This window comes from Planctomycetota bacterium, assembly GCA_016872555.1.
Classification (GTDB): domain Bacteria; phylum Planctomycetota; class Planctomycetia; order Pirellulales; family UBA1268; genus F1-20-MAGs016.
Window position 1 is genome coordinate 1 of sequence record VGZO01000051.1, and the last position, 25321, is coordinate 25321.

Consider the following 25321-nt stretch of genomic DNA (forward strand, 5'->3'; position numbering starts at 1 on the left):
TGTTGATGATCGTCCCCGAGCCCTCGGCGGTGGTCATCGCCGGGGTCGGTGTGGCTCTGGCCGGCTGGCGGATGGCCAGGCGGCGGAAGGGTGGGAAGCCCTCCGCCTGATTACTCCAGCGGTCAAGTGGCTGCAGATGTGTGACGGTGAATCGCTGGTAACAAGTGTTCTTCGGGAATGGATCTGACGGTCGCGACGGTGTGGTGCGATCGCTTGGTTGGTGATGGGGCAAGCAGCAGGAGATCTCCAAATGGTCGGATCGCATGAGGTCGTGGCGATGAAGGTCGAGCGAACGCCGTTCACCAGCTTGGCAGCAACGACGCTGATGGCTGTGGTGGTGATCGGTCTTTGTGTCTCGCTGGGGCTGTGAAGCGACTAGTGCTCTGCGGCCAGCAGGACCACTGGTGTGATGAGCAAGTGGCACGTGTCGGTAAGTGCTGATGGAGTGGTGGAAATGAACGACGGTCGTCACAACGCCGACAGGGGAGGTACAAGCCCACCGCCGGCGGGGTCGGTATTCGGTGGCTGTCGATCAAGATGCGGTGTGTGACCAAGGTCGGAGGTTCTGTTGATGAGTTTAGGGTGAATGTGACGGCGAGCTCGTCGTGGTGGTCGGGTGCGTCGTCGGAGTCGGTGGAGATGGTCGGTGGGGCCTTGTCGGAGCGGAGCATGACCTGTCTGACCTCGATCGACCTCGCTGATCGGAGCCTGTCCGGTCACTCACGCGGTCGATTGGTCGGCAAGAGTGCATGGTGCGGTCGGTGCGGAAACCAGGAGATGGACGTGGACCAGGGATCCGACATGCAGTCCGCCGAGTGGACAGACGGCTCGACTTGCGTACGTCCGCAAGCCACGGCCTCGGTCAACGACCAAGAGCGGCAGCACAGGAGCTGGTTTCCAGACGGAGAAATCTTGTCTGGCGTCGCGACCAGCGGTCGCCCACCGATCAGGCAGGGCGAGGGGGAATGGTCGCGACAGGGATCGGTCGGGAAGACGTGCGATGGCAAAGACCGCTAAGGGATCGAACTGCGATCCGGCAAGCGTGGCGATCGAGAAATGGGGCGCTGGATGACGCAGCTCATGACTGATCGAGGATCCCGCCGGGCAGATGCCGGCAAGTACCAATACATGACACACGGTGTGATCTTGCGAGAAGCCTATATCGCCGTTGACCGCACCGGCTTTCGTCAGCCGCAACTGGGCTGCACGGAGAACCCCATGGTGTCCGGCCGTGAGGCGGTCGACGCCAACTGCCACCGCTGGAGGCGCCACATCGGGCGCCGGGGCTCAGGGGAGGACCCGGAATCAGCTACGCCCTGGTGGGCGGGGAGGTGGTGTGAAGCCAGTCCCTGAAAACCTACCGCAACAAGACCAAGCAAATCACCTTCTTCTTACTTTTTCTTCCAACTCGAGCACGAAAAGGCATCCCATGAAGACGTCGATCATGAACCGGATCTTGGCCAAGTCCCTCGTCGCGACGGTCGCCCTGGCGACGACCGCCGGACTCTCGTCCGCGAACGCGGCAAGCTACACCTGGAATGCATCGAAGAGCGGTATCTGGAGCGCCGGGTCCAACTGGATCGGCGACGTTGCCCCAAGCACTACCGGTGGGGAGGATCTGATCTTCGGGGGCACAGGAGGAGGTCTGCAACTCAGAACGACGACCAACAACATTTCCAGCGACTACCCGGTGAACTCAATCACCTTCAGCGGATCGACCGGATACAGGCTCACGGGGAGTTCGTTGCTTATAAATGGGAACATCGCCAACACCACGAACCGGACGCAGACGATCGAGAACAACATCACGACTGGATTCTCACCGGTGGAGATGTCGGCTGTAAGCTCTACCTCAGGGCTCTCGCTCAGTGGCACGTTCACGAACAACGCCGGCATCAATCTGACGGGGCGCATCTCGTTCACCCAGGCGATCGTTGGTAACGGTGACGTCACCCTCGGTACCACGGCGAACGTGACGCTTGGGGCGAACAGATCAGATGGCATTCGCGATCTCACCTCAGGCGGACGCTTGAACATTGGAAGTAACAACGGGACCGGCTCGATGATCCTCGACACGCGCAAAGCCAACTTTCTCTCGACTTCCACGACGACTCTCAAGGTGGGAACTGATAGCGGCGGTGCCATCATCCCTGGCTTGACTTTCGATCAGATCGTGTCGACCGGGACCGTGTGCTTCAGTGGAAATCTGACCATGGACTTCCGTCAAATGGCCATCGATCCGAACGCCCTGGAACCGTTCAACACAGCATGGAAGCTCTTCGGCGCTATGGGCTACGATGGGAACTTCACGTCGATGACCGTGATCAACGCTCCAGGCGACTACGACAACCTGAATGGTGAGTGGACGCTCGAAAACGGCTCGTGGGTCTCGAAGACTATCTCCAACGCAGCTGGCAACCAGTACTTCGCCTTCGATCAAGCGACGGGCCAGCTGGTGGTGGTGCCCGAGCCCTCGACGATCGTCTTCGGAGTCCTCGGGGTGACGATCAGCGGTGTCCACTGCATCAACAAGCGGCGTCGCAACAAGTCTGCGATCGCCGCCTGACCGTGGCCGATCGCACGGTCGTAGAGGACGGCTCGCCAGGAAGTGGATCAGGATTGAATCGGATCACGTGGGCCGTCGGTGTGTGATCGGTGGGCGACGCGACGATCGGGACTGTGATGAGGTTGGGCTTCACGAGAGTGGTCGCGACGGGCGCTGGACGGTGGTCGTGTGAATTAAAGGTGACGGTTCAAGGTTGGTGAATGGATAACTTGGCTCGGTTGAGACTTGGAAGATCGGAATCAAGAAGCCGAGCCCGTTGTCAGTGATCGTTGCCCCAGAGGACAGCCGGGCGAAGAAGTCTGTGTGTATGACGACTGAACGGACTGCGACAAGGGTGATGCAGGTGGCTTTGGCACACGATGACACCCGTCGCGAAGACGAGTTGGGTCAGCGTGCCGGAGGGATGGCGTGGGTCACGGAGGGTGACGGAGGACCTTTCGGTCGGAGGGTGCTGCGAAGTGCTCCGGTCGCAGTGAACGGGAATGGGTGTCAGGGCGGTGTGGCTGAGGGTCGTGAGGTGCTGCATCGGGCGTCAGCGTCGCGGGTCTCGGGAACGGAACGATCGTGGGCCCGGATGGCGGTGTGACGGGGTCGGAGTGGCGGGACAGCTGACCGCGGGCCAGGGAGTGGGAAGCTGTATCGAGCACTGTGCAGCGGTGTGTGACATGGGCTGGGGAAGTGATCAATGCGACGGGCTAGACACGATGGCAGTGTCAACGCTCCCCATTGTGACGAGAAGTAATCCGGATCGATCGTGTGATCACAGCACGAGAGCGGGAAGTCTTGCAAACGACAGGGGGTCCAGCAGTGCGGTGACGTTTGCCGCAGGATGGGCCTTGGTCGGTCTGGGGAAACAGGGGATTCCATACCGCGGGCTTCCGGCTCGGCTGGGGGCTGGATTTCCCTGACGCGATAGTCGCGGAGGGCAGGCCGTGCGACTGTCGTGGTGGTCGCCGCGACAGCGCGAGATATCGAACACAAGTGGATTGTCCATCTTTCAGGGAGAGGTGTGATGAGTGTCGGAACAATGACTCAGGAATTGGAAATCTCGGCTCTGGCGAGTTTCGGCCGTTACCAACTGCCTGTCACACGGGGAGATCTTTTCCTATGCGCACTGCCGATCCTTGTTTTTCTGGCGATCGTTTCGCTTGTTTAGCTCGCCCGATCAGGGTCGGTTGGCGGAAGTGGATCGGATTCGCTCGAGCTGGCACGGGTAACAACACGTCTTTATCCCAAGCCACAGTGTGATCTGGAACGAATGACAGGGGGCGCTGATGGTTGACGACGTTCACAACCGAAGGCAGAACCGGATCGTGCGGAGAGTGGCTGGTGCGATGGGTAGCGCGGGAATCGTCGGTCCAGGCCGGCCGAAGGTGTGGCAGCGCGAGGGCCTGGACTGCCCATAGACAAACTTGGTCAACGGGCATGTGTCCGTTGAACCCGGATCATGGCTCGGTCAAGAACAACCACAAGGGAGACAGCGAGATGCGTACGGACATTCTTTCAGCAAGGAGTTGGACCTTGAGTCGTGCTACCAGCCGGTGGTCGGTGCGAGTAGCTGCAGGCGCCGCGATGCTCTGCAGTGCAGCCGTCGGCTACGCCGCCCCCTACACCTGGACCGGCGCTGGCACCAACGGTCTGTGGACGAACGGAGCGAACTGGACCGGTGGCGGCCTGCCCACGAGCGGCACAAACGGGGTTTTCTATTCTGGGAGCACGAGATTGTCCGGTACGGTCGGCGGCACCTACACGCTCGACAAGCTGCAGTTCAATTCGACGGCGACCGGATCGTTCGTGATCAACGGCCTCAATGGTCCCACGATCAACATGCAGGGTGATATCGTCAATCAGTCCGGTCAGCGGCAGACGATCGGTGGGTTTGCGAATAAAGACCGTGTGAACATCAACTACGGCACGGCATCGGGCACCCGCTTGATTGACGTCGGTACCGGCACGATCGCGCTCAACGCGATCATCGCCTCGAGTCACGGAACGACGATCGAGAAGAAGGGCACGGGCACGCTCGACTTCGGTGTGGCGCTTCCAAACGCACAGGCATTCACCGGGACGCTCGCACTGACTGAGGGGACGACGAATCTTATCGCCGCCTTGCCTGGTTCCATCGCTGCGTCGAATGGGACTATTCTGAACCTCAATCCCACGGCGGGATCGAACTTCACTGTTGGATCATTGACCAACAGCGGTACGACGGTCGTCATCGGAACCACGTCCGTTTCCGGCCGTTCGGCCCTGGCGAGCAATGGGACCGTGAAGTTCTCGACGGCCAACGATGACGTCAGTCGGCTGACGTTCCTTGCCACCGTGGATCTCGGCGGGGCGTTGTTCGTCGACGTCACGCAGACCTACCCGGACGCGACCCTCGAAGCTCCGCAGCTGTTCGACCTGTTCACTTTCGCGGGCGATCCACCGACGAACGGGAGCTTCTCGACCGTGACGGCTGCTTACGGCGGCCAGACCCTGTCGTTCGCGACGGATCCGATGGACTCGAGCATCTGGATCAGCACGACGGCTCCGGATGGCCGCTACATGGTCTTCAGCCAGACGACTGGAGACCTCGTCGTGGTTCCCGAGCCCTCCACGGTGGTGTTCGCCGGGATCGGAGGTGCGTTGGCCGGCTGGCACCTGATGAAGCAGCGTCGGGCGCGCCAGCGCTCCCGGAGGGCTGCAATCGATTCGGTTACCTTGGCGCCGCTGGCGGGTGTCCGTGGGTGATCGTTCGGCGGAAGTGGTCGTTGTCGTCTGTCTTCGGTTTCTCGTGACTCTTGCAGGACGAGATGTGGTGGTGGCGAGACGGTGAAAGCGTGGCGACCGCGTGGCCGGTCGCCGTGAGATTCGTTCACCGGGGGCATGCGGGGGGATTGAAGGCGTCGCGAAGCCCCATGCAGCGAGCGGTGTCTGTCGGTAGGAACTGTCGGCAGACCTGCAAATGTCGGTGGGATGGTCGATGACGCGGGTGCTCAGACGGATGGTGACCCTGGCGGTGCTCGTTCCGCATGGAGTCCAGGGGCGATCGACAGGTGGCACTGAGGCGCGGTTCGATGGAAGGGTTGTCTGAAGTGTTGCATGGAAGCGGTGGCGTGGCTTTGAGCCGAGTCGTGCGGCTCATGAGATTCTGTGACGGGTGGTTGCCGGAATGTGTCGCCGGGGAGCGTTGTTGCTGCTGAGAGTCGTGTTGGCGGAGGGAACTCAAGCCCGGTGAAGGAACTTGTAACTGGGAGAGGCTCGGCGAGACATGGTATGGGTCAGCGACGAGACACCTTTGTTACCGATGTGTGATCCCGCGACCATGTATTGCTCAGGCGCGGGCCTGGCACATGCCGTCGTAGATCCCTGCAGTACACAGAGGGGTCCAAGAATCGAGTAGGGCGAAAAAATCAATCAGTCGACATGGTTTCACAACAAGGAGTTACGTCTTGAGTCGTGTTTTCAATCGAATGGCGGCGTGCGCCGCAACGGGGATCCTGTCCGTAGTCTGCCTGGCGTCGGTGAGCGAAGCGGCACCCTATACCTGGACCGGCGGGACGAGCGGTGCTTGGGGCACCGCGGGCAACTGGGTGAGTGGGGCGAGCAACCTCCTGCCGACGTCGGGTACGCACTCGGTCTTTTATACCGGGAGCAACCGGCTGTCCGGGACGGTCAACGGCGGCTATACCCTCGATCGACTGCAGTTCAACTCGACCGCCACCGGTTCGTACGTGATCACCGCAAGTAGTTCCGTGACGCCGGCGATCGCGATGCGCGGCGATATCATCAATCAGTCGGGCCTGCTGCAGACGATCGGCGGGACGACCAGCGCGTCGCGGTTGAAGATCGACTATGGGAGTGGCACTGCGACACGGCTGATCGACGTCAGCAGTGGCACGATCGCGTTCAACGCGGTCATTCAGTCGAGCCCGAACACCACGTTGGTGAAGCAGGGCAGTGGTTCCCTTGATCTGACCGCAGGTGGGAGCGTTCAGGCGTTGACGGGGACGCTGTCATTGGCCGCGGGAAAGACGAACCTCATCGCCGCGTTCGGGTCGGCAGTGGTCGAGACGGTGAACGGCGCGGTGGTGAACCTCAATCCAAGCAACGCGTCCAACTACTCGATCGGCTCGCTGAGCAACAGTGGCACTGCCGTGGTCGTCAACGACGTTCTCGTCAACAGTCCTTCGGTGCTGAACTCCGACGGAACCGTCGCGTTCAGGACTCTCGCGAATGATTCGGTCAGCCTGATGACGTTCACGAAGCCGGTCACGCTCGGCGGAAGCTTGTTCGTCGACGTCACGAAGACCTACCCGGACGCGACCATCGACGCTCCGCAGCTGTTCAAGCTGTTCGATTACTCCGAGGGAGCGAACGGTTCGTTCGCCACGGTGACCGCCAACTACGACGGCACGACGCTGTCATTCAGCCAAGGCGTCGATTCGGTCAATCCGGAGTTGTGGGTCAGCGGGACGGCAGCGGATGGCCAGTACATGACGTTCAACCAGTTGAGCGGCGATCTGGTGGTCGTCCCGGAGCCGTCGACGATCGCGTTCGCCGGAGTCGGGTGTGTCTTGGCCGGGTGGCAGGCGTTCAAGCAGCGGAGGCTCCGGCAGCGGGAACGGTGGGCGAGCCTCGAGGTGTGAGCACATCGATCGCCGTCACGTGATCTCATGCCGCGGGCGGCGTCCGACGCCGCCCGCGGTTTTTTCATGCGCCGGGGGACAGGGGCTGGATTGCATCGGCGTGTTCCCCGATTCAGCCTGACTGGTAGGCATGGCGCTCGAGGAGCGGAAGCGGCGCCACCGCAAGGGCCCGCTCATGGGTCGCCTCCAGAACCACCGGGGGTGCCTTTCCGGCGGTGGCTGCCTCCAGCCAGCGGGCGGCGCAGAGACACCAGCGGTCGCCCGGCTTCAACCCCGGAAACTGCCATTCCGGCCGCGGTGTCACCAGATCGTTCCCGGCGGCGACGGTGAAGGCGAGGAACTCGTCGGTCATCACCGCGCACACCGTGTGCAGGCCGGTGTCCTGCGGCCCTGTCCGGCAGCAGCCGTCACGGTGGAACCCGGTCAGCGGCGCGCGGGAGCAGGTGGCCAACGCCCCGCCGAGGACGTTGCGCTCGCGGGGTTTCGGAGCAGGTCGAACGGCAGGGTCGAAGTCGATCATTGGGTGATCCACGCGTGCCGCGGTGGCCGCCCGCGCTCCACCGGCCGGCGGTGTGGGGAGTATAGTGCGGTTGCACTTCTCGGCTCCCTGCCCACCACGGGCCCGGGGCCCTGCTCCCCCGCCTTCCCGCGCCGCGATGCTGTCCCTCCAGTCGCCGACATGCACACGCTGGCTCTCCCAGGTCGACGACGGTCTCGACGAGATCCTCGTCGACCACGCGCACTGCGAGAAGAAAGCGGCCGGAGTGGCGATGAACCTGCTGTTCGCCTACGTCGACCACGTCGAGTTGGCGCGGGAGATGTCGGCGATCGTCACCGAGGAGCTCGACCATTTCCACCAGGTGCTCGCCCTCCTCGAACGCCGCGGCATACCCTTCCGCCGGCTCGCACCGGCCAGCTACGGTCGCCGGCTGCATGAGCTCGTCCGGCGTGCCGAACCGGGCCGGGCGCTCGACCGGCTCCTCGTCGCCGGCCTGATCGAAGCCCGGAGCTGCGAGCGGTTTTCGCTGTTGGCCGAGCACGTCGCCGACGCCGGGCTGCGCGGCTTCTACCGAGGGCTGTTCGAGTCGGAGGCACGGCACCATGCGACCTACGTTCGCCTCGCCTGCCAGCGGGCACCGGAGGAAATCGTCCGCTCGCGCCTCGCGGAGCTTGCCGCCGCCGAGGCGGAGATCATCGCCCGCGGGGATCCGGTGCCGCGGATGCACAGCTGACGCCCGGCTGACGGCGCGGGCGCGGCACGGCCTGCGCGGGGAGTGTTCATGAACGACGACCGCAGCAAGCGTGCCCTCTCGCGCCGTCCCTCACTGGCCGGCTGGCTCCGTGGCCAGGTGGGGCCCGAAGAGGCGATCGCCGTCGCGGCCCTGGTGGCGATCGCCGCCTGGGGGGGCCTCGTGCTGGCCGGCCAGGGCCGCGCGCCGGTCGCGTCGTTTCCGTTGACGGGCCGGCCGGTGACGGTCGCCGATCTGCCGCTTGTGGCGCTGGTGATCGTCGGCGGCGGATGGCTCGTGTTGGAGCTGGTCCGCACGCTGCTCTCCGGCCGGTTCGGTGCCGACATGCTCGCCGGGATCTCGATTGTCACCAGCCTCGTGCTCGGCGAGTACGTTGCCGGCGCGCTGGTCGTGCTCATGCTCTCCGGCGGCGAGGCGCTCGAGGCCCGGGCGGTGAGCCGTGCCGGCGACGTCCTCGACGCACTGGCGCGGCGGATGCCGGCGCTGGCCCACCGGCGTGCGGCAGCGGGGCTGACCGACGTGCCGCTCGGGGAGATCGCCGTCGGCGACGTGCTCGTCGTCCTCCCCCACGAGATCTGCCCGGTGGACGGCACCGTCGTCGCCGGACACGGCGCGATGGACGAGAGCTACCTGACCGGCGAACCCTACACGATGCAGAAGGCCCCCGGCTCGACGGTGCTGTCCGGGGCGATCAACGGGGCTGCGGCACTCGAGATCCGCACCACGTCGGTGGCCGGCGACAGCCGCTACGCCAAGATCATGGGCGTGCTGCGCACCAGCCAGCAGCAGCGGCCGCGCCTCAGGCGCCTGGCCGACACGCTCGGCGCGCTGTACACGCCACTGGCGGTGGCGATCGCCGTCGCCGCCTGGTGGGCCAGCGGCGACCCGGTCCGGTTCCTCGCCGTGCTCGTCGTCGCCACCCCCTGCCCGTTGCTGATCGCGATCCCGGTGGCGATCATCGGCGCGGTATCGCTCGCCGCGCGGCGCGGGATCGTGATCCGCGACCCGGCGATCCTCGAGCGGCTCGACCGCTGCACGACCGCGATCTTCGACAAGACGGGGACCCTCACCTACGGCACGCCGACGGTCACCGACGTCGTGCCTCTCGGCGACCGGCAGGCCGACGAGACGCTCGCCCTGGCGGCGAGTCTCGAGGGCTATTCCAAGCACCCGCTGGCCGCCGCCCTCGTCGCGGCCGCCGACGCCCGCGGACTGCCGCGGCTGCCGGTCGAGGCCCTCGAGGAGAAGCCGGGGGCGGGGCTCACCGGGGGTGTCCACGGGGGTGACGGCGCGATCCACCGGGTGGCGATCACCAGCCGCAAGAAACTCCACGCGACGTTCCCGGACGTCGAACTCCCGCCGGTCGCCGGCGGGCTCGAGTGCATCGTCGTCGTCGACGACGAGCCGGCGGCACTGGTCCGCTTTCGCGACGCGCCGCGCCCCGACGGGGCGACGTTCGTCGGTCATCTCGGCCCCGCCCACGGACTGTCGCGCGTGATGCTCGTGTCGGGGGATCGTGAAAGCGAGGTCCGTTGGCTGGCGGAGCGCGTCGGAATCCACGAGGTCCACGCCGGCATCGAGCCGGAGGGAAAGCTGGCGATCGTCGAGGCGGCGACGCGCGAGGCCCCGACGGTGTTCGTCGGCGACGGGATCAACGACGCCCCGGCTCTGGCCGCCGCGACCGTCGGGGTCGCCCTGGGAACAGCCAGCGACGTCACCAGCGAGGCGGCCGGCGCGGTGGTGATGGACACGACGCTGGAACGCGTCGACGAGCTGTTTCACATCGCCCGGCGCCTGCGGCGGATCGCCCTGGAAAGCGCGGTCGGCGGGATGGCGGTGAGCGTGATCGGGATGGCGATCGCCGCCGCCGGCTGGCTGCCGCCGACGGCCGGCGCGCTGCTCCAGGAGGCGATCGACGTCGTCGCCGTCGTCAACGCCCTGCGCATGACCTGGACGACGGGGCGGCTGTCGGATTACTGACCGTGGGGGCTCCCGCTTCCCGCGCCGGGCCGCGGCACACGTCGCCGCGCGGCGAGCGCTCGCGGGGGGCCGTCACTCCCCGCGAAGCCGCTGGCGGAAGTACTTCAGCCCCGGCAGGAAGAAACACAGGCCGCTGACCGTGCCGAAGATGATGTGCTGGTAGTCGGGGAGGCGGCACATCACCAGCGCCGTCGCGAACAGCACCGCAGCCTGGATGTAAAACGCCCCCGAGAGGATCCCGGCTTTGGCGAAAAACACGACGCCGGCGAGAAGCGCGAGGACCGGCGACAGGGTGAGGACGTCCATTTTCAACAGGTCCTCGACCCAGAACAGCATCACGCTGCCGATCACCGTTCCCCCCCAGACGTGGGCGATCTGACGCTCCACCGCGGTCACCGGCCCGGCGCGGTGGCGCAGCGCCCAGAAGATCGGTGCCCACAGCGCCAGCCCCCCGCCCCAGAGCACGAGATACGGCCAGCGATCCTCGACGTGCTGCCAGGCGAGGACGTCGGTGACGATCGACAGCGCCAGCACCACCACCGAGTGCCACATCCACAGCAGGCCCCAGTTCTCGAGGACCACGGCATGGTGGGTCTCGCGGAACAGGCGGGCGGCGACGTCCGCCAGGCCGCCGCGCCGCGCCGCCACCGGATCGCCGGCGAGGAACGCCCGCAGGTCGGCGGCGAGGGCCCCGGCCGATGAATAGCGCAGGTCCTGCGGCTTCTGCAGGCTCTTGAGCGCGATCAGTTCGAGATCGCGGTCGACCTCCCGATGCAGCGAGCGCGGCACCGGCGGATCCGATTCGAGCACCGCCAGGAGCGTGTCCATCGACGTCCGCGCCTGGAAAGGCGGCCGGCCGGTGATCGACTGGTAGAGGATCGCCCCGAGGCTCCACACGTCGCTGGTCGGGCCGACGTCCCCGCGGCTCCCCGCCGCCTGTTCCGGGGCCATGTAGCAGGGGGTGCCGAGGATGGCACCGGTATGGGTCACCGAGGTGTCGTCCTCGAGTCGCTTGGCGAGCCCGAAATCCGAGACCCGCGGCTGGCCGTCGGCGCCGATGAGGATGTTCGACGGCTTGAGGTCGCGGTGGAGGATCCCGCGGACGTGGGCCGCTTCGACCGCCTCGGCGACGCGCAGCATGATCGCCGCCGTCTCGCGCGGTGGGAGCGGTCCGGCCGCGAGCTGGCGGGCGAGCGTCGTGCCGGCGACATACTCCATCGTGTAGTAGGGATGGCCGTCCCATTCGCCGACCTCGTAGACGGCGACGATCCCCGGATGGGCGATTCCGGCGGCCGCCTCGGCCTCGCTCCGGAACCGCGACAGGTCGGCACTCGTGGCACGCTCGCGGCTGAGCAGCATCTTCACGGCCACCGTCCGCGACAGGCTGCGCTGCGTCGCCCGGTATACCACTCCCATGCCGCCGCGGCCGATCTCCTCGTGGAGCTCGTAGTCGCCGAACGACGCCGGCAGCGCACTGACGCCGGGGTCGAACCGCGGCGATTCACCGCCGCCGCGCGACTCGGTCGGGGGCGATCCGGTTCCGCTTCCCGCGACGATCGTCGGCGGCGGGCGCAGACCTTCGCCGGGCGTGAAGATCGCCGACCGTTCGGCGACCGCGTCGGTGACGATCATCGCGCCGAACAGCTCGCGGAGCTGACCGGCGAGGTCGGGGTGTCGCGCCGCCAGCTCCTCGAGCCGCGTATGGGCCGATTCGCCGGACAGCATCGACAGCTCGTCGACGAGATCGACCAGCCGGGTCTCCTGCTCGTCCGACAGCGGAGTCTCGACGGCGCGGCGGGTGGCGGCGGAAGTCGTCGGCATGGCGGGGGCAAGGCGAGGAGAACAAATCTCGGTATCGTAGGCCGCCGCGGCCGGCTGTCCGGGACCGGTGCCACCCTCAGACGCCGCCGTCGAGGAGCACACGGAGGCGGCGCATCGCGCGCAGGTAGCGCATCCCCGCGGCGGGCTTGGACAGCCCCAGCGCCGTCGCCGCCTCGGCGGTGGAGAGGTGCTCGAAGTGGCGGAGGAGGACGATTTCCCGGTCCTGCTCGTCGAGTTGCTCGACGGCCGTGGCGAAGCGGCGCTCCAGCTCGTGCCAGGTGGCGGCGGCGGCCGGGGTCAACTCACGGTCGGCAACACCGCCGAGCAGGTCGCCGGTCGCCGAATCGCCATCGCCGGTCGCGGCCACCAGCGGCACCTCACGGTCGAGGCTGCGGGTCGCGGCGACCCGGTGGCGCCGGTGGGCGTCGATCAGCCGGTCGCGGGCCATGTGCCGCAGCCAGAGGTCGAAGGGCATGACCGGGTTGGCGAGATAGTCGCCGAGCCGACGGTTGGCCTCGAGGAGGACGTCCTGGACGATGTCGCTGGCGTCGACGCGCCGCTGCACGACGCGGTCCATCCGCCTGTCGATGAGGCGACGGATCGCGGCGCGGTGGCGTTCGAGGAGGCTGTTGAGCGCTTCGTCGTCACCGCGGCGGACCCGGTCGAGAAGGACCAGCGTCGGCCGGCCGTCGTCGCCGACCACCCCGTCCGCAGCATTCGAATTGGCCGACGTGCTCATCGGTGGACCAGTGTACCGCGGCGCGGCGCCGCGGGCGCCCGCTCCGAGGCTGCCGGTCACCAAATGTCAGCCCCGCCGAACCCGCCTGGAAGGACGGGGTTTTTTGACCACCCTGGAAACGTGATCCATAATCGCCGGCGGTCACGGGACGACCGCTTCCTGCACGGATCGCCCCTGTGACCTTGCCGATCGTGGCGATGCTGTCGATCAGCGGAACGGTGCCGGCGGGTTGCGCGCGGTCCGGGCGGGGGCGATGCCTGCTGCTGACCGTGCTCGCGGCAACGTCTGCCCTGGTCGCCGTCGGCCCGGCTGCGGTCGCTGCCGAACCGGCCCTGTTCGATGGCGGTGCTCCGGCCGGATGGCGGCCGTTGTCCCTGCCCTCCTCAACGGTCGAGTCGCCCGACTGGCCGGTCGCCCCCGAACCCCCTGCCCTTCCCGCGCCGCCGGCCCCGGCACCCGGCCTTCCGGCTCCGGCCATCGCGGTGCCCCCGGGAGGCGACCTGCTCGCCCGGGTCACGCAGCTTCACGCCGAGGGGCGCTGGGGTGAATTGGTCGGGGTCTGCGAGACGGCGGCCCGGGCCGCGAGCCTCCCTCCCCAGGTGGCCGAGCGCTACGACCTGGCGAAGATCCACTGCGACCTCGCCCGCCGTCACGGCGAACAGGCGTTTCGCCAGCGGATGGCGGGGCTGACGGAGGCCGAGGGGCGCCGGGTGACCCGCGAGGTCTTCACGCGGATCGCCTCGCACCATGTCGACGCCCCCGACTACCGGAAAATGGTGTTCCGCGGCTGCCGCGCCCTGGACGTCGCCATCGACGATCCGCTGTTCGTCTCGCTCCACGCCGCCCAGGCCACCCCCGAACGGCGCGCCCTGTACCGCGAGCAGGCGGCGCGGCTGCTGTCGGGGCGGGCGATCGACACGGCGGCCGAGGCCGAGACGGTCACGGCGTGGCTGGCGCGGATCGCCCACTCCACGCTGGGGATCCCGCCGGCGGTGACGCTGATGGAGTTCGCCGCGGCGGCCCTCGGGGCGCTCGACGAATACTCCGCCTTCCTCACGACCGGTCAGCTCGACGACCTCTACGCCCAGATCGAGGGCAACTTCGTCGGCCTCGGGGTCGAGCTCAAGTCCGCCGCCGACGGGTTGCTGATCGTCCACGTGATTCCGGGCAGCCCGGCGGCGCGGGCCGGATGCCGTCGCGGCGACCACATCGTCGCCGTCGACGGCCGCTCGCTGGCGGGGATGCACGTCGACGCCGCCGCCCAGCTCCTCCAGGGGCCGGAAGGCTCGGTGGTGACGCTGGCGGTCGCGCGGGGCGGCACCGCCGCGCAGGGGGTGGTGGTGCGGCGCGAGCAGGTCGAGGTGCCCAGCGTCGAGGACGTCAAGATCGTCGACCCCGCCGCCGGGATCGCCCACGTGCGGATCTCGTCGTTCCAGAAGACCACGGCCGCCGATCTCGAGCGGGCCCTGCGCCGCCTCGACGCCGCCGGGATGCGCGCCCTCGTGATCGATCTCCGCGGCAATCCCGGCGGGCTGTTGTCGGCGGCCGTCGACGTCGCCGACCTGTTCCTCGACCGGGGCCTCGTGGTGGCGACGCGCGGCCGCAGCCCCGAGGAGGATTTCAACTACACCGCGACCCGCTCGGGCACCTGGCGGATGCCGCTGGTGGTGCTCATCGACGGCGACTCGGCCAGTTCGTCGGAGATCCTCGCCGGTGCGATCCGCGACCATGGCCGGGGCACGCTGGTCGGTGCGCGGAGCTTCGGCAAAGGCTCGATCCAGGGAATCTTCCCGCTCGAGGTCGCCGGCGTCGGGATGCGGCTGACCACGGCGCGTTTCTTCTCCCCGACCGGCCAGCCCTACGCCCGTGTCGGCGTCCAGCCGCACGTCGAGGTGCGGTCGGCGGCGCGGCCCGTGAGCGGTGGCGACGTCGAGTCGCCGGCCGGCGAGCAGGCGATCGACGGCTGGCTCGAGGCGGCGCTGGCCGTCGCCCGCCGGTCCGTCGAGACGATGCCGCCACGGGCCCAGGCGGCCCGCTGAACCCGCCCTCCCCGCCGCGGCGGGAGCCCCCTTGCGGTGCTTGAACAACCGCCCGACGGCGGCTAGTCTCCCCATGCCGAATTGTCCGATCCCCGCGCCGTGCGAACTTCTTCTGGCGACGGTACGGGATCCGGGTAGCGGTTCGTCGTCCCGGCCCTCCGGTGCGGCGGGCGTTTGTGTCGCGCAGTCGTCGGTTCGCGCCGGGCGGGGCGCGAACTGCCGGGCGGCGCTTGCTCGGAACCCTGTCGAGTCTCCACGCCTTCGCGGCGACGTTCGCACCGCACTGGGGTACGGAACCGGGTGGAGAGATGCTCTCCGCCGTCCGTGCCGCGGTCGGCCGTCGGCCGTGCCACAGCCATCCCCCTCGCCGTCGTCGCCGGGCTCGATGTCCCGGCGCGGCCCCGCCACAAAAGGAACGCCCCGATGACCACCGCCCGTGCCAGCGCGATCGCCGCCATCAACAACTACCAGCCGAGCGGTCAGTCGTGGAACTTCCGCGAGACGCCGACGAGCGAGCTGTTCGGTGCCAACGTGTTCAACGACGCGGTGATGAAAGCGCGCCTGCCGAAGAGCGTCTACAAGGCGATGCAGGCGACGATCAAGCAGGGCAAGCCGCTTGATCCGGGGATCGCCGACGCGGTGGCGCTGGCGATGAAAGACTGGGCGATCGAGAAGGGGGCGACCCACTACGCCCACGTCTTCTACCCGCTCACCGGGCTGACGGCGGAGAAGCACGACAGCTTCCTCTCCCCCACCGGCGACGGCCAGGCGATCGCGGAGTTCTCCGGCAAGGAGCTCTGCCAGGGCGAGCCCGACGCCTCGAGCTTCCCCTCCGGCGGTCTCCGGGCCACGTTCGAGGCGCGGGGCTACACCGCCTGGGATCCGACCAGCCCCGCCTACATCCTCGACAACCCCAACGGCACCACGCTCTGCATCCCGACGGCGTTCTGCTCGTGGACGGGGGAGGCGCTCGACAAGAAGACGCCGCTGCTCCGCAGCATGCAGGCGATCGACAAGCAGGCGCGGCGGGTGTTGGCTTTGTTTGGCCACACCGACATCGGCCAGGTGTCGGCCTCGGCCGGGCCGGAACAGGAATACTTCCTCATCGACCGCAACCTGTTCTTCGCCCGTCCCGATCTGATGATGACCGGGCGGACGCTGTTCGGCGCCAAGCCGCCCAAGGGGCAGGAGTTCGAGGACCAGTACTTCGGCGCGATCCCCGAGCGCGTCCTCGCCTTCATGCTCGACACGGAGCGCGAGCTGTACAAGCTCGGCGTCCCGGTGAAGACCCGGCACAACGAAGTCGCGCCGAGCCAATACGAGATCGCCCCGGTCTATGAAAACGCCAACATCGCCACCGACCACCAGCAGTCGATCATGCAGATGCTGCAGCGGATGGCGCAGAAGTACGGCATGACCTGCCTGCTCCACGAGAAGCCGTTCGCCGGAATCAACGGCTCGGGCAAGCACGTCAACTGGTCGATCGGCTGCCGGCTGGGCAACCTCCTCGAGCCCGGTGAGACGCCCCATGCCAACATGCAGTTCCTCGTGTTCTGCGCGGCGGTGATCCGCGCCGTCCACCTCCACGCCGACATCCTCCGCGCGGTCGTCGCCTTCAGCGGCAACGACCACCGCCTCGGGGCCAACGAGGCCCCCCCGGCGATCATCTCGATCTTCCTCGGCGAGCAGCTCGCCGACGTGTTCGCGCAGATCGAGAAGGGGAAGGCGACGACCAGCAAGTCGTCGGGCACGCTGACAGTCGGGGTCGACACCCTGCCGCCGCTGCCGAAGCACGCCGGCGACCGCAACCGGACCAGTCCGTTCGCCTTCACCGGCAACAAGTTCGAGTTCCGCGCGGTCGGTTCGAGCCAGTCGATCGCCGGCCCGCTCGTGGCCCTCAACACCATCGTCGCCGAGAGTCTCGACTTCATCGCCACCGAGCTGGAGAAGGCGACCGGCGGCGACGTCAAGAAGCTCCCCGGCGCCGTCGAGAAGCTGCTCCAGGAGATCGTCGCCAAGCACAAGGCGGTGATCTTCAACGGCAACGGCTACGCGCAGGAATGGCACGAGGAGGCGGCCAAGCGCGGGCTGCCCAACCTCCGCGCCACCCCCGAGGCGCTCGACGTCCTCGTGGCCCCGAAGAACATCGCCCTGTTCGAGAAGTACGGCGTCCTCTCCGAACGCGAGATGCGCAGCCGCTACGACATCTACATGGAGCGGTATTGCAAGGACATCAACACCGAGGCGCAGTCGGCGCTGCAGATCGCCCGGACGTTGATCCTGCCGGCCGGTTACCGCTACCAGGGCGAGCTGGTCGACACCGCCAGCAAGCTCAAGACGCTCGGGGCCCCGGTCCACATGGGCACGCTCGAGAAGCTCACCGGGCTGGTCGGGGAGTTCGAGAAGCGGATCGAGGGGTTGGAGAAGGCCCTCGGCCACCACGGAGCCGCCGACCTGCGGGCCGAGGTCAAGCACTTCAACGCCGACGTCATCCCGGCGATGAACGCGCTCCGCGAGATCGCCGACCAGATCGAGACGATCCTCCCCGACGATCTCTGGCCGCTCCCCACCTACCGCGAGCTGTTGTTCATCAAGTGACCACGCCTGCGGGTGCTCCCGGCACGAGCGGCGACGAGACGGAGCTGGCCCGGGCGATCGGCGACGAATGCCGGCGCCTCGGGCTGGCCGTGTCCGACGACGCCGCCCCACGCCTGGCGGCCTACGCGGCGGCGCTGTGGCGGGCCAACCAGCGCCTCAACCTCACCCGTCACACCGACGTCGGCCGGTTCGTCGGCCGTGACGTGGCCGATTCCTGCGCGATCGCCCCCCACCTCGCTCCCGGCGAGCGGGTGCTCGACGTCGGCACCGGCGGCGGCGTCCCCGGGCTGATCCTCGCCACCCTCCGGCCGGATCTGCGCGTCGAGCTTGTCGACAGCGTCGCCAAGAAGGCCCGGGCCGTGGCCGCGATCGTCGCCGAAGCGGGCCTCGGGGTGCCGGTCCACGAGGGGCCGGCACAGCAGCTGGTGGCGCGGCGGGCGCGCGGCGATCGATTCGACACCCTCGTCGTCCGCGCGGTGGCGCCGCTGCTCAAGCTCCTTTCCTGGTTCGAGCCGGTCGCCGATTCCTACGGCCGGATGCTGCTGGTCAAGGGGCCGCGCTGGGAGGAGGAGAAGCGCGACGCCCGCCACCGGGGGGCGCTGCGCCGCCTGACGGTCCGCCGAATCGCCGCCTGGCCGCTCCCCGGGAGCGACAACTCGAGTGTCCTGTTGGAATTGCGCCCCCGCGCAGCGGCCGACTACAGTGGGAGCGGAGACAGTTGACGAGTGAGGTGCACGAGGATTCCGGCGATGGTGGCTGCCTGGGCGGAACGCGTGGCTGACCAATCCGCAGCCGGCGCCCCCCGTGGCCTGGCGGGGAGGGCGTGCCTGGCGGCGGCGTTCGTGTTGCCGGTCGCGGTCGCGGCCGGTGCGGAGCCGGAGCATCCCGGGGCGGCCGTCTACCGCACCCACTGCCAGCGCTGCCATGGCGTGGATGGGACGGGGACGGCACAGGTGCCGCGCGCCCTGGTGGGCGAGCAGTCGGTCGCCCAACTGGCCCGCCTCGTCGACGAGACGATGCCCGAGGACGACCCCGACGCGGTCGGGCCCGAGGCCGCGCGGGACGTGGCCGAGTACGTCCACGGCGCGTTCTATTCGCCGTTGGCCCGCGCCCGCACCCGGCCACCGCGTGTCGAGATCGCGCGGCTCACGGTCCGCCAGCACCGCCATGCCGTCGCCGATCTGGTCGGCGGCTTCGCCGGTGAACTGCCCGGTCTCGACGGCGAGCGCGGCCTCGAGGGGAGCTACCACAAGGGGCGGTCGTTCGACCGCGCGCAGCGCGTCTTCGAGCGGATCGATCCGCTCGTCCGCTTCGATTTCGGCACCGAGGGCCCCGACCCCGAATCGTTCGAGCCGGGGCGGTTCGCGATCCGCTGGGCGGGATCGGTGATCCCGCCCGACACCGGCCTCCACGAGTTCGTCGTCCGCACCGAGCACGCCGTCCGGCTGTACGTCAATCAGCGCGGCGACGCCGAACGGCCGCTGATCGACGCCTGGGTCAAATCGGGAGACGACACGGAGTACCGCGGGACGACGATGCTCCTCGGCGGGCGTCCCCACGGGCTGGTGCTCGAGTTCTCGAAGGCCAACCAGGGGGTCGACAATCCGGCCAAGGAGCGCCCCACGCGGGCGACGATCGAGCTGCTGTGGCGCCGGCCGGGAGGAACGCTCGAGACGGTGCCGCAGCGCTGCCTGATTCCGCGCGAGGCGCCCCCCACGCTCGTGCTCGCGACGCCGTTTCCGCCCGACGACCGGAGCACGGGGTCGGTGCGCGGCACCGACGTGTCGCCCGAATGGCTGGCCGCGGTGACGGCGGCGGCGATCGAGACGGCCGACCATGTCGGCGCCGACGTCGACCGGCTTGCGCGCACGCGCCGCCAGGCCGACGAGCGACCGCGGAAACTGCGCGAGTTCGCCCTCGCCTTCGCCGAACGGGCCTGTGGCGGTCCGCTCGACGACCAGGCCCGGCAGCGGCTCGTCGAACGGCCGCTGGAGGGTGTCGACGCCGACGCCGGGCTGCGCCGGTCGCTGCTGGCGGTGCTGTCGTCGCCACGGTTCCTGTTCCGTCTCGGTGGCGACGAGGCCGCCGAGCCCCGCGCCGCCGGCCAGGCCGTCGCGGGGCGCTTGGCCCTCGGTCTGTGGGATTCACTTCCCGATCGCGAGCTCCGCGAGGCCGCCGCCCGTGGTCAGCTGGTTACTCCGGAGCAGGTCCGCCGCCAGGCGGAGCGCATGCTCGGCGATTCCCGCGGCCGGGCGAAGCTCCGCGACACGCTCGTCGCCTGGTTGCGGCTCGACCAGGCGGAGGTGCCCGAGAAAGACCCGGCGCGGTTCCCCGAGTTCACGGTGGAAGTCGCTGCCGACCTGCGGACGAGCCTCGAGATCCAGCTCGACGACATCCTCTGGGGCGGGCCCACCGCCGACTTCCGTCGCTTGTTTACCGACGACCGACTGCCGCTCAACGGCCGCCTCGCGCTGCTGTACGGAATCGATCTCCCGCCCGGCGCCGATTTCCGGCGGACGCGCCCCGACGACGGCCATCGTGCCGGCCTGCTCACCCACCCCTACCTGATGTCCCAGCTGGCCTACCGCGGGGGGACGTCGCCGATCCACCGCGGCGTGTTCCTCGTCCGCAGCGTGCTGGGCAACGTCCTCCGGCCTCCCCCGGAGGCGATCGCCCCGCTCGCCCCCGACCTCCATCCCGGGCTCTCGACGCGGCAGCGGGTCGAGCTGCAGACGAGCCCCGCCACCTGCCGGACCTGCCATGCGGCGATCAATCCCCTCGGGTTTTCGCTCGAGGCCTACGACGCGATCGGCCGTTACCGTCCGACGGTGACCCCGGACGGGGTGCCGGTGGACGACAACGGCGCGTACCAGCCGCGGCACGGGCCGGCGGTCGCGTTTCGCGGTGCCCGTGAACTGGGGGGGATGGTCGCCGCCAGCGACGACGCGGCCGAGACGTTCGTGCGCGTCATGTTTCACGGCCTCGTGCAGCAGCCGCTGGCGGCATTCGGCCCCGATCTGGCCGCCGAGCTGGGCCGTTCGTTCCGGGAACAGGGCTACGACATCCGCCGTCTGGCGGTCGATATCATGGTGGTGGCAGCCGCCGGGCCCCCGGCTACGGCGGCGGTTTCGTCCGCAGGAGCACCCTGATGAGCGACGGGCGCGAGCGATTGGCGCGGCGTGAGCTGCTTGGCCGCCTCGGGGTCGGCGGGGCGGTGCTGCCGTTCCTCGGCAACCTCCCCAGCCTCGCCCATGCGGCTGCGGCCGGGCCGAAGCAGCGCCTCGTCATCGTCTTCTCCCCGGACGGAACGGTGCGGAAGAACTTCTGGCCCGCCGCCGGATCGTTCACCGCGCTTTGGGACTCCGCGTCTCCCGCCGCGCTCCCGCCGATCCTCGCCCCGCTCGAGCCGTTTCGTGACCGGCTCCTGACGCTCAAGGGGGTTTGCAACAAGATCCGCGGCGACGGCGACGGGCACATGCGCGGGATCGGCTGCCTGCTGACCGGCGTCGAACTGTTTCCCGGCAACATCCAGGGGGGCAGCGACACGCCGGCCGGCTGGTCGAGCGGGCCGTCGATCGACCAGCAGATCCGCGCCCACCTCCAGGCCCGGCCCGACACCGCGACCCGGTTCGGGTCGCTCGAGTTCGGCGTCCTCGTGCCCGAGCGGGCCGATACCTGGACGCGGATGATCTACGCCGGCCCCAACCGCCCCGTGGCACCGATCGACGATCCCTACCGGATGTTCGCCCGGCTCTACGGCCAGGCCCGCGACCGCGAGGCTTTGTCCAGCGTGCTCGACGACGTCGTCGACGATCTCCGTGCCGTGGCGGCGGCGGTGCCGGCCGCCGACCGGCGGATCCTCGAGGAGCACGCGGCGCTGGTCCGCGGGCTGGAGACGGAACTGGCGGCGCAGCGCGCCGCGGCCGCCCACCCGGTGCCGGTGCTCGAGCCGGGGATCCTCGAGGACAACGACCGGATGCCGCAGATCAGCCGGATGCAGATCGAGCTGGTGGTGGCGGCGCTGGCGGCCGATTTCACGCGCGTCGCGAGCCTCCAATACACCAACTCCGTCGGCCAGGCGCGGATGAAATGGCTCGGGGTCGACGAGGGGCAGCACGACTTGTCGCACGAGCCCAACGGCAACGAAGCGGCCCAGGAAAAACTGACGAAGATCAACACCTGGTATGCCGGCGAGATCGCCCACCTCGCCCGGCGCCTCGCCGAGACGCCCGAGCCCGACGGCTCCGGGTCGCTCCTCGACCACACCACGATCCTCTGGACCAACGAGCTCGGCGAGGGCAACTCCCACACCCGCAACGACATCCCGTGGGTCCTCGTCGGTGGCGGCCTGGGGTTCACGACGGGCCGGGCCCTGGAGTTTCCCGGCGTCCCGCACAACCGCTTCCTGCTGTCGCTGGCCCACGCCTTCGGAGTCACCGGCCTGGAGCGCTTCGGCAACCCCGATTTCTGTGCCGATGGCCCGCTTACCGGCCTGGCCTGACCGGCCCGGCGCCGGACGAGGTGCGGCGGTGCGGCGAGTGACGGTGGCCTTGGCAGTGCTCGCGGCGGTGGCGGCGGCCATGCCCCCCCGGCAGCTGCGCGTCGAGGGGTTGTCGATGCTCCCCGGACTCGCGCCGGAGGCCGTCGTGAGCATCGGCTGGCGCGAACGCGCCATGGCGATTGCCGGCCTCGACCGCCAGCAACGCTGGGTGTTCCGTGCCCCCGACGGGGCGCTGGCCGTGAAGCGCCTGGTCGGCCTGCCCGGCGAGCGGGTCGCGATCGACGACGGCGATCTCGTCGTCGACGGCCGGAGGCTGCCGGCAGCGCCGCCGCTCCTCCGCGCGACCGCCTCGGCGGTCGCGGCGACGCTCTCCGGAGGCGGCGACACCGTGACGATCACGGCGACCGGCGCGGTGTACGACGACTGCCCGGAAGCGGTGTCGGAGCGGCGACTCCTCCTCCCGGCGAGCGACGGGGGAGCGTGGGCCCTGGTGGCCGCCGGTCCGGCGGGTCCGCCGCGCCGCGTCACGGTGACGCTCGGCGACCGGATCGTGACCTGGCGTCTCGAGGGCGCCGACGCCGCGCTGCTCGTCGCCGGCCGGCTCGACGGGCGGTTCGTCGCCGTCGCCTGGCCGGCGACGAATGCGCCACCTGCCGCCGACGGTTCACGGGTGCCCTGGCCCCCGGGCATGCCGGCCGGGTGGCAGGTGGAGCTCCCGTGGAGTGTCGCCACGGCAGCGCCGTTCAGGGCCGAGGTCCGCTGCCCGGGGGCGACGGTGGTCGCCGGTGGGCTGTGGCGCGACGTCGTCCACCGCCCCGCCGCCGACGGCCGGCGCGAATGGGTGCTCGGCCCGCGCGAGGTGTTCCTGCTCGGCGACGCCCCGGCGGTGAGCCACGACTGCCGGCACTACGGCGCCATCGACCGCGGTCGGCTGCTGGCACCACTGGCGATCGACTGACCGCGAGGCGACGTGAGCCGGCCGCCCCCGTGGCCGGGTTCGGCCAGGGATGGCGTTGCCCACGGAAAGCTCAGCCGCCCGGGTGCTGGGGCCAGAGCAGGTCGGCCTCCCGGAGGACGACCAGCGACGCCGCCCGCGCGGCGAGGCGCTCGATCGCCTCGGGGGACCGGGCGTTGCCGAAGTCGAGTTCCTCGACCAGCGCCGCATCGAGCGACGAGAGCAGGACCAGCCTCCGGCTCCCCAGCGCGCGGGCGAACAACCGGGCCTGGACGGCGTCGGCGACGAGCGCCGGATCGCGTCCCGCCACCGCTTCGGTGACCAGTGCGCGGATCGCGACCCCTTCACGCCAGCGGCGGAACACCGGCCCGGGTGCGGCGACGTCGCCGATGACGCAGATCGTGCCGTCGGGTGTCGTGACCCGCGCCGCGGCGGCGACGGCGCGGGTGAACGACGCCACGCCGCTGGCGAACGGCGACAGCGTCGCGACGGCCAGCGCCGCAGGGGCGGCGATGCGCGGCCGCCAGCCCATGGCGCCTTTCCGGGCGGCGGCGGCGGCGGCCGACGGCGCCCCGAAGCAGGCTGCCAGGAGCGTCCCGTCACGCCCCGGAACGAGCCGCAGGCAGGCGGTCACGCCGAGGTGCCAGCGCATCCGCTCGGCGGCGAGCGTCCACGCCTCCAGGCCTTTGCGTCCGCGCCGCGCCAACCGGCGCTCGAGCGGCGTGGCGCTGCCGGCACGGCCGAAGGCCGGCCACACCGCCAGCGTCGGGTCGGCGGCATGGAGGGCCGCGTCCCAATGCCAGGACGCGACTTCGACGACCAGATCGGCATCGACCAGTGCCCGCGCGAGGTACAGCGGGCGGCCGGCCTCGTCGGCAGTCAGGTAGGCGGTTTCAGCGGCGGTGCGGCCGGTGAACGCCGTCGCGCCCCCGGGGACGGGCGCGTCGGCGCCGTGCGCGGCGAGGACCACGGGCGCTCCGGCCACGGCGTCGACCGTGGCCAGCGCCGAACGGAGCGCGGCAATCACCGCGGTCGGCTGGGGAACGGCGCCGGCCAGCGCCACGGCGACGCGGTCACCGGGGACGGCGTGCGCCGCCAGCGGCGGGCCCCCGGGAGGGTGATCGAGCGCGGTGCGGACGAGGCCGACCGCCGCCTCGCCGGTCGTGCCCGGAGGCCCGGCGAGGTCGACCGCGGTGGCACCGAATCCGACTTCGAGGATCAGCGGGTCGGTGCCGGCGTGCGGCACGAGGATCGCGGGCATGGGCCTGGTCCGGTGGCAGGGTCGGCGGACCGTCCGTCGCAACCCTTCGCCATCCTACCCCGCGTGGCGCCGTCCGGCGGCACGTCTTCGCCCCCTTGGATCATCGCGCCTGCCGGCAGTTCTTCACGGACCGGTCCCCCTTCCCAGTGGCGACGGCGACTCAACTGCCGCTCCTCCGGGCGTCGACAAGCCAAGGGGCCGAGGGATCGTGCCCGGAACCGTATGCCCGAGGATCGCCATGAGCGTCTGCGCGTACCATCGCCCCCCCCGCCACCGTCGGCCGTCGTCCCCAGGGGCGGTCGCCGCCTTTGCGGCGCTGGCGACCGTCGCCCTCCTCGTCGGTGCCGCGTCCGCGCCGGTCGGCGGGCAGGAGTTCGGCGACTTCCCGTCCCCGCGGATGACCGTGCCGCCGGGCTACGGCGCGCCGGTACGGCAGTCCCCGCCGTGGCACCGCAGCGTCGCGGCGGCTCCCAACGCGGCCTGCGGTCCAGCCTGCCACCACTGCGGCGGCTACGGCCCGGCGTGTGCGCGGATGGGATGCCAGGGCTGCGGACTGTTCTCGCACCGGGCGCTGGGCGTGTCGTTGCCGCCGTTCTTCCCCCGGCTCCACACGCTGTTCCACGACGGCTATCTGCCGACCCCTCCCCCCGTCGCGCTGCCGCGCTGCCACAACTGCGGCGCGCACATCGACGGCGGCTTCTGAGGTCGGTCGATCTCCAGAGTGGACAAACTGAGCCGGCCGTCCCGCGGCCGGATGGGGCCATGGAGGGCTTTGTCCACTGAAAGCTGGCTCGGCCGCAGGCTGCGGCCGCCGGCGACCCGGGAGACCCTTGGCGTCTCCCGCGGTCGCCCAAGTGGACAAACTGAGCCGGCCGTCCCGCGGCCGGATGGGGCCATGGAGGGCTTTGTCCACTGAAAGCTGGCTCGGCCGCAGGCTGCGGCCGCCGGCGACCCGGGAGACCCTTGGCGTCTCCCGCGGT

General features: G+C 69.5%; 17 protein-coding genes. 13 read left to right on the top strand and 4 right to left on the bottom strand.

The genetic code is table 11. The features are described 5' to 3' along the window. From FJ309_14395 to FJ309_14410, 4 genes are all read left to right on the top strand, one after another. A partial coding sequence (locus FJ309_14395; protein MBM3955778.1) for a PEP-CTERM sorting domain-containing protein occupies positions 1-110 on the top strand: 110 nt, incomplete at its 5' end. 1319 nt (positions 111-1429) lie between these two features. Continuing rightward, positions 1430-2566: a hypothetical protein gene (locus FJ309_14400; protein MBM3955779.1), complete on the top strand. Its 1137-nt coding sequence runs from the start codon at positions 1430-1432 to the stop codon at positions 2564-2566. Between the two features lie 1425 nt (positions 2567-3991). Continuing rightward, on the top strand, positions 3992-5299 hold the full coding sequence (locus FJ309_14405) for a PEP-CTERM sorting domain-containing protein (GenBank protein MBM3955780.1): 1308 nt from the start codon (positions 3992-3994) through the stop codon (positions 5297-5299). A 773-nt stretch (positions 5300-6072) separates the two neighbouring features. After that, a complete protein-coding gene (locus FJ309_14410) occupies positions 6073-7197 on the top strand; it encodes a hypothetical protein (protein ID MBM3955781.1) in 1125 nt (374 codons plus the stop codon). 112 nt (positions 7198-7309) lie between these two features. Here FJ309_14410 and FJ309_14415 read toward each other — a convergent pair whose 3' ends face one another. After that, positions 7310-7717 carry a DUF2237 domain-containing protein gene (locus FJ309_14415; protein MBM3955782.1) on the bottom strand — a complete coding sequence of 136 codons (408 nt, stop codon included), beginning with the start codon at positions 7715-7717 and terminating at the stop codon, positions 7310-7312. 136 nt (positions 7718-7853) lie between these two features. On the opposite strand from FJ309_14415, the gene FJ309_14420 reads away from it, so the two are divergent. Next, on the top strand, positions 7854-8429 hold the full coding sequence (locus FJ309_14420; GenBank protein MBM3955783.1) for a tRNA-(ms[2]io[6]A)-hydroxylase: 576 nt from the start codon (positions 7854-7856) through the stop codon (positions 8427-8429). 48 nt (positions 8430-8477) lie between these two features. Continuing rightward, positions 8478-10427: a heavy metal translocating P-type ATPase gene (locus FJ309_14425; protein MBM3955784.1), complete on the top strand. Its 1950-nt coding sequence runs from the start codon at positions 8478-8480 to the stop codon at positions 10425-10427. A gap of 72 nt (positions 10428-10499) precedes the next feature. Here the strand turns inward: FJ309_14425 and FJ309_14430 are convergent, their stop codons facing one another. Together FJ309_14430 and FJ309_14435 are read right to left on the bottom strand one after the other, a co-directional pair. After that, complete coding sequence (locus FJ309_14430) at positions 10500-12248, bottom strand: serine/threonine protein kinase (protein ID MBM3955785.1); 1749 nt, start codon at positions 12246-12248, stop codon at positions 10500-10502. Positions 12249-12324: 76 nt separating this feature from the next. Beyond that, positions 12325-12987, bottom strand: a complete 663-nt coding sequence (locus FJ309_14435) for a sigma-70 family RNA polymerase sigma factor (GenBank protein MBM3955786.1) — start codon at positions 12985-12987, stop codon at positions 12325-12327. A gap of 176 nt (positions 12988-13163) precedes the next feature. Between FJ309_14435 and FJ309_14440 the strand changes: the two genes are divergently transcribed. The 6 genes from FJ309_14440 to FJ309_14465 all read left to right on the top strand — a co-directional run bounded on the left by FJ309_14440 (position 13164) and on the right by FJ309_14465 (position 23083). Continuing rightward, the gene (locus FJ309_14440) at positions 13164-15026 is read left to right on the top strand and encodes a S41 family peptidase (protein MBM3955787.1); all 1863 of its coding nucleotides are present in this window, start codon (positions 13164-13166) and stop codon (positions 15024-15026) included. A gap of 423 nt (positions 15027-15449) precedes the next feature. Continuing rightward, positions 15450-17624, top strand: a complete 2175-nt coding sequence (locus FJ309_14445; protein MBM3955788.1) for a glutamine synthetase type III — start codon at positions 15450-15452, stop codon at positions 17622-17624. Then, positions 17582-18346 (top strand): 16S rRNA (guanine(527)-N(7))-methyltransferase RsmG, encoded by a 765-nt coding sequence (locus FJ309_14450; protein ID MBM3955789.1) that lies wholly within the window; start codon positions 17582-17584, stop codon positions 18344-18346. Before FJ309_14445 ends, FJ309_14450 begins: the two co-directional genes overlap by 43 nt. A gap of 27 nt (positions 18347-18373) precedes the next feature. Beyond that, positions 18374-20773 carry a DUF1592 domain-containing protein gene (locus FJ309_14455; GenBank protein MBM3955790.1) on the top strand — a complete coding sequence of 800 codons (2400 nt, stop codon included), beginning with the start codon at positions 18374-18376 and terminating at the stop codon, positions 20771-20773. After that, positions 20773-22125: a DUF1552 domain-containing protein gene (locus tag FJ309_14460; protein MBM3955791.1), complete on the top strand. Its 1353-nt coding sequence runs from the start codon at positions 20773-20775 to the stop codon at positions 22123-22125. Before FJ309_14455 ends, FJ309_14460 begins: the two co-directional genes overlap by 1 nt. After that, positions 22100-23083: a hypothetical protein gene (locus FJ309_14465; GenBank protein ID MBM3955792.1), complete on the top strand. Its 984-nt coding sequence runs from the start codon at positions 22100-22102 to the stop codon at positions 23081-23083. The genes FJ309_14460 and FJ309_14465 overlap by 26 nt, the downstream gene beginning before the upstream one ends. 70 nt (positions 23084-23153) lie before the next feature. Here the strand turns inward: FJ309_14465 and FJ309_14470 are convergent, their stop codons facing one another. Next, the gene (locus FJ309_14470) at positions 23154-24341 is read right to left on the bottom strand and encodes a hypothetical protein (GenBank protein MBM3955793.1); all 1188 of its coding nucleotides are present in this window, start codon (positions 24339-24341) and stop codon (positions 23154-23156) included. Between the two features lie 238 nt (positions 24342-24579). Here FJ309_14470 and FJ309_14475 point away from each other — a divergent pair, with 238 nt between their 5' ends. Beyond that, positions 24580-25044 (top strand): hypothetical protein, encoded by a 465-nt coding sequence (locus FJ309_14475; protein MBM3955794.1) that lies wholly within the window; start codon positions 24580-24582, stop codon positions 25042-25044. The last annotated feature ends 277 nt before the right edge of the window (positions 25045-25321 follow it).

Coding starts and splice junctions, on each gene's coding strand:
- FJ309_14415 (MBM3955782.1), bottom strand. CDS start 7,717: ATGATCGACTTCGACCCTGCCGTTCGACCTGCTCCGAAACCCCGCGAG.
- FJ309_14425 (MBM3955784.1), top strand. CDS start 8,478: ATGAACGACGACCGCAGCAAGCGTGCCCTCTCGCGCCGTCCCTCACTG.
- FJ309_14460 (MBM3955791.1), top strand. CDS start 20,773: ATGAGCGACGGGCGCGAGCGATTGGCGCGGCGTGAGCTGCTTGGCCGC.
- FJ309_14420 (MBM3955783.1), top strand. CDS start 7,854: ATGCTGTCCCTCCAGTCGCCGACATGCACACGCTGGCTCTCCCAGGTC.
- FJ309_14455 (MBM3955790.1), top strand. CDS start 18,374: ATGGTGGCTGCCTGGGCGGAACGCGTGGCTGACCAATCCGCAGCCGGC.
- FJ309_14475 (MBM3955794.1), top strand. CDS start 24,580: ATGAGCGTCTGCGCGTACCATCGCCCCCCCCGCCACCGTCGGCCGTCG.
- FJ309_14430 (MBM3955785.1), bottom strand. CDS start 12,248: ATGCCGACGACTTCCGCCGCCACCCGCCGCGCCGTCGAGACTCCGCTG.
- FJ309_14470 (MBM3955793.1), bottom strand. CDS start 24,341: ATGCCCGCGATCCTCGTGCCGCACGCCGGCACCGACCCGCTGATCCTC.
- FJ309_14465 (MBM3955792.1), top strand. CDS start 22,100: ATGGCCCGCTTACCGGCCTGGCCTGACCGGCCCGGCGCCGGACGAGGT.
- FJ309_14445 (MBM3955788.1), top strand. CDS start 15,450: ATGACCACCGCCCGTGCCAGCGCGATCGCCGCCATCAACAACTACCAG.
- FJ309_14435 (MBM3955786.1), bottom strand. CDS start 12,987: ATGAGCACGTCGGCCAATTCGAATGCTGCGGACGGGGTGGTCGGCGAC.
- FJ309_14400 (MBM3955779.1), top strand. CDS start 1,430: ATGAAGACGTCGATCATGAACCGGATCTTGGCCAAGTCCCTCGTCGCG.
- FJ309_14405 (MBM3955780.1), top strand. CDS start 3,992: ATGTGTCCGTTGAACCCGGATCATGGCTCGGTCAAGAACAACCACAAG.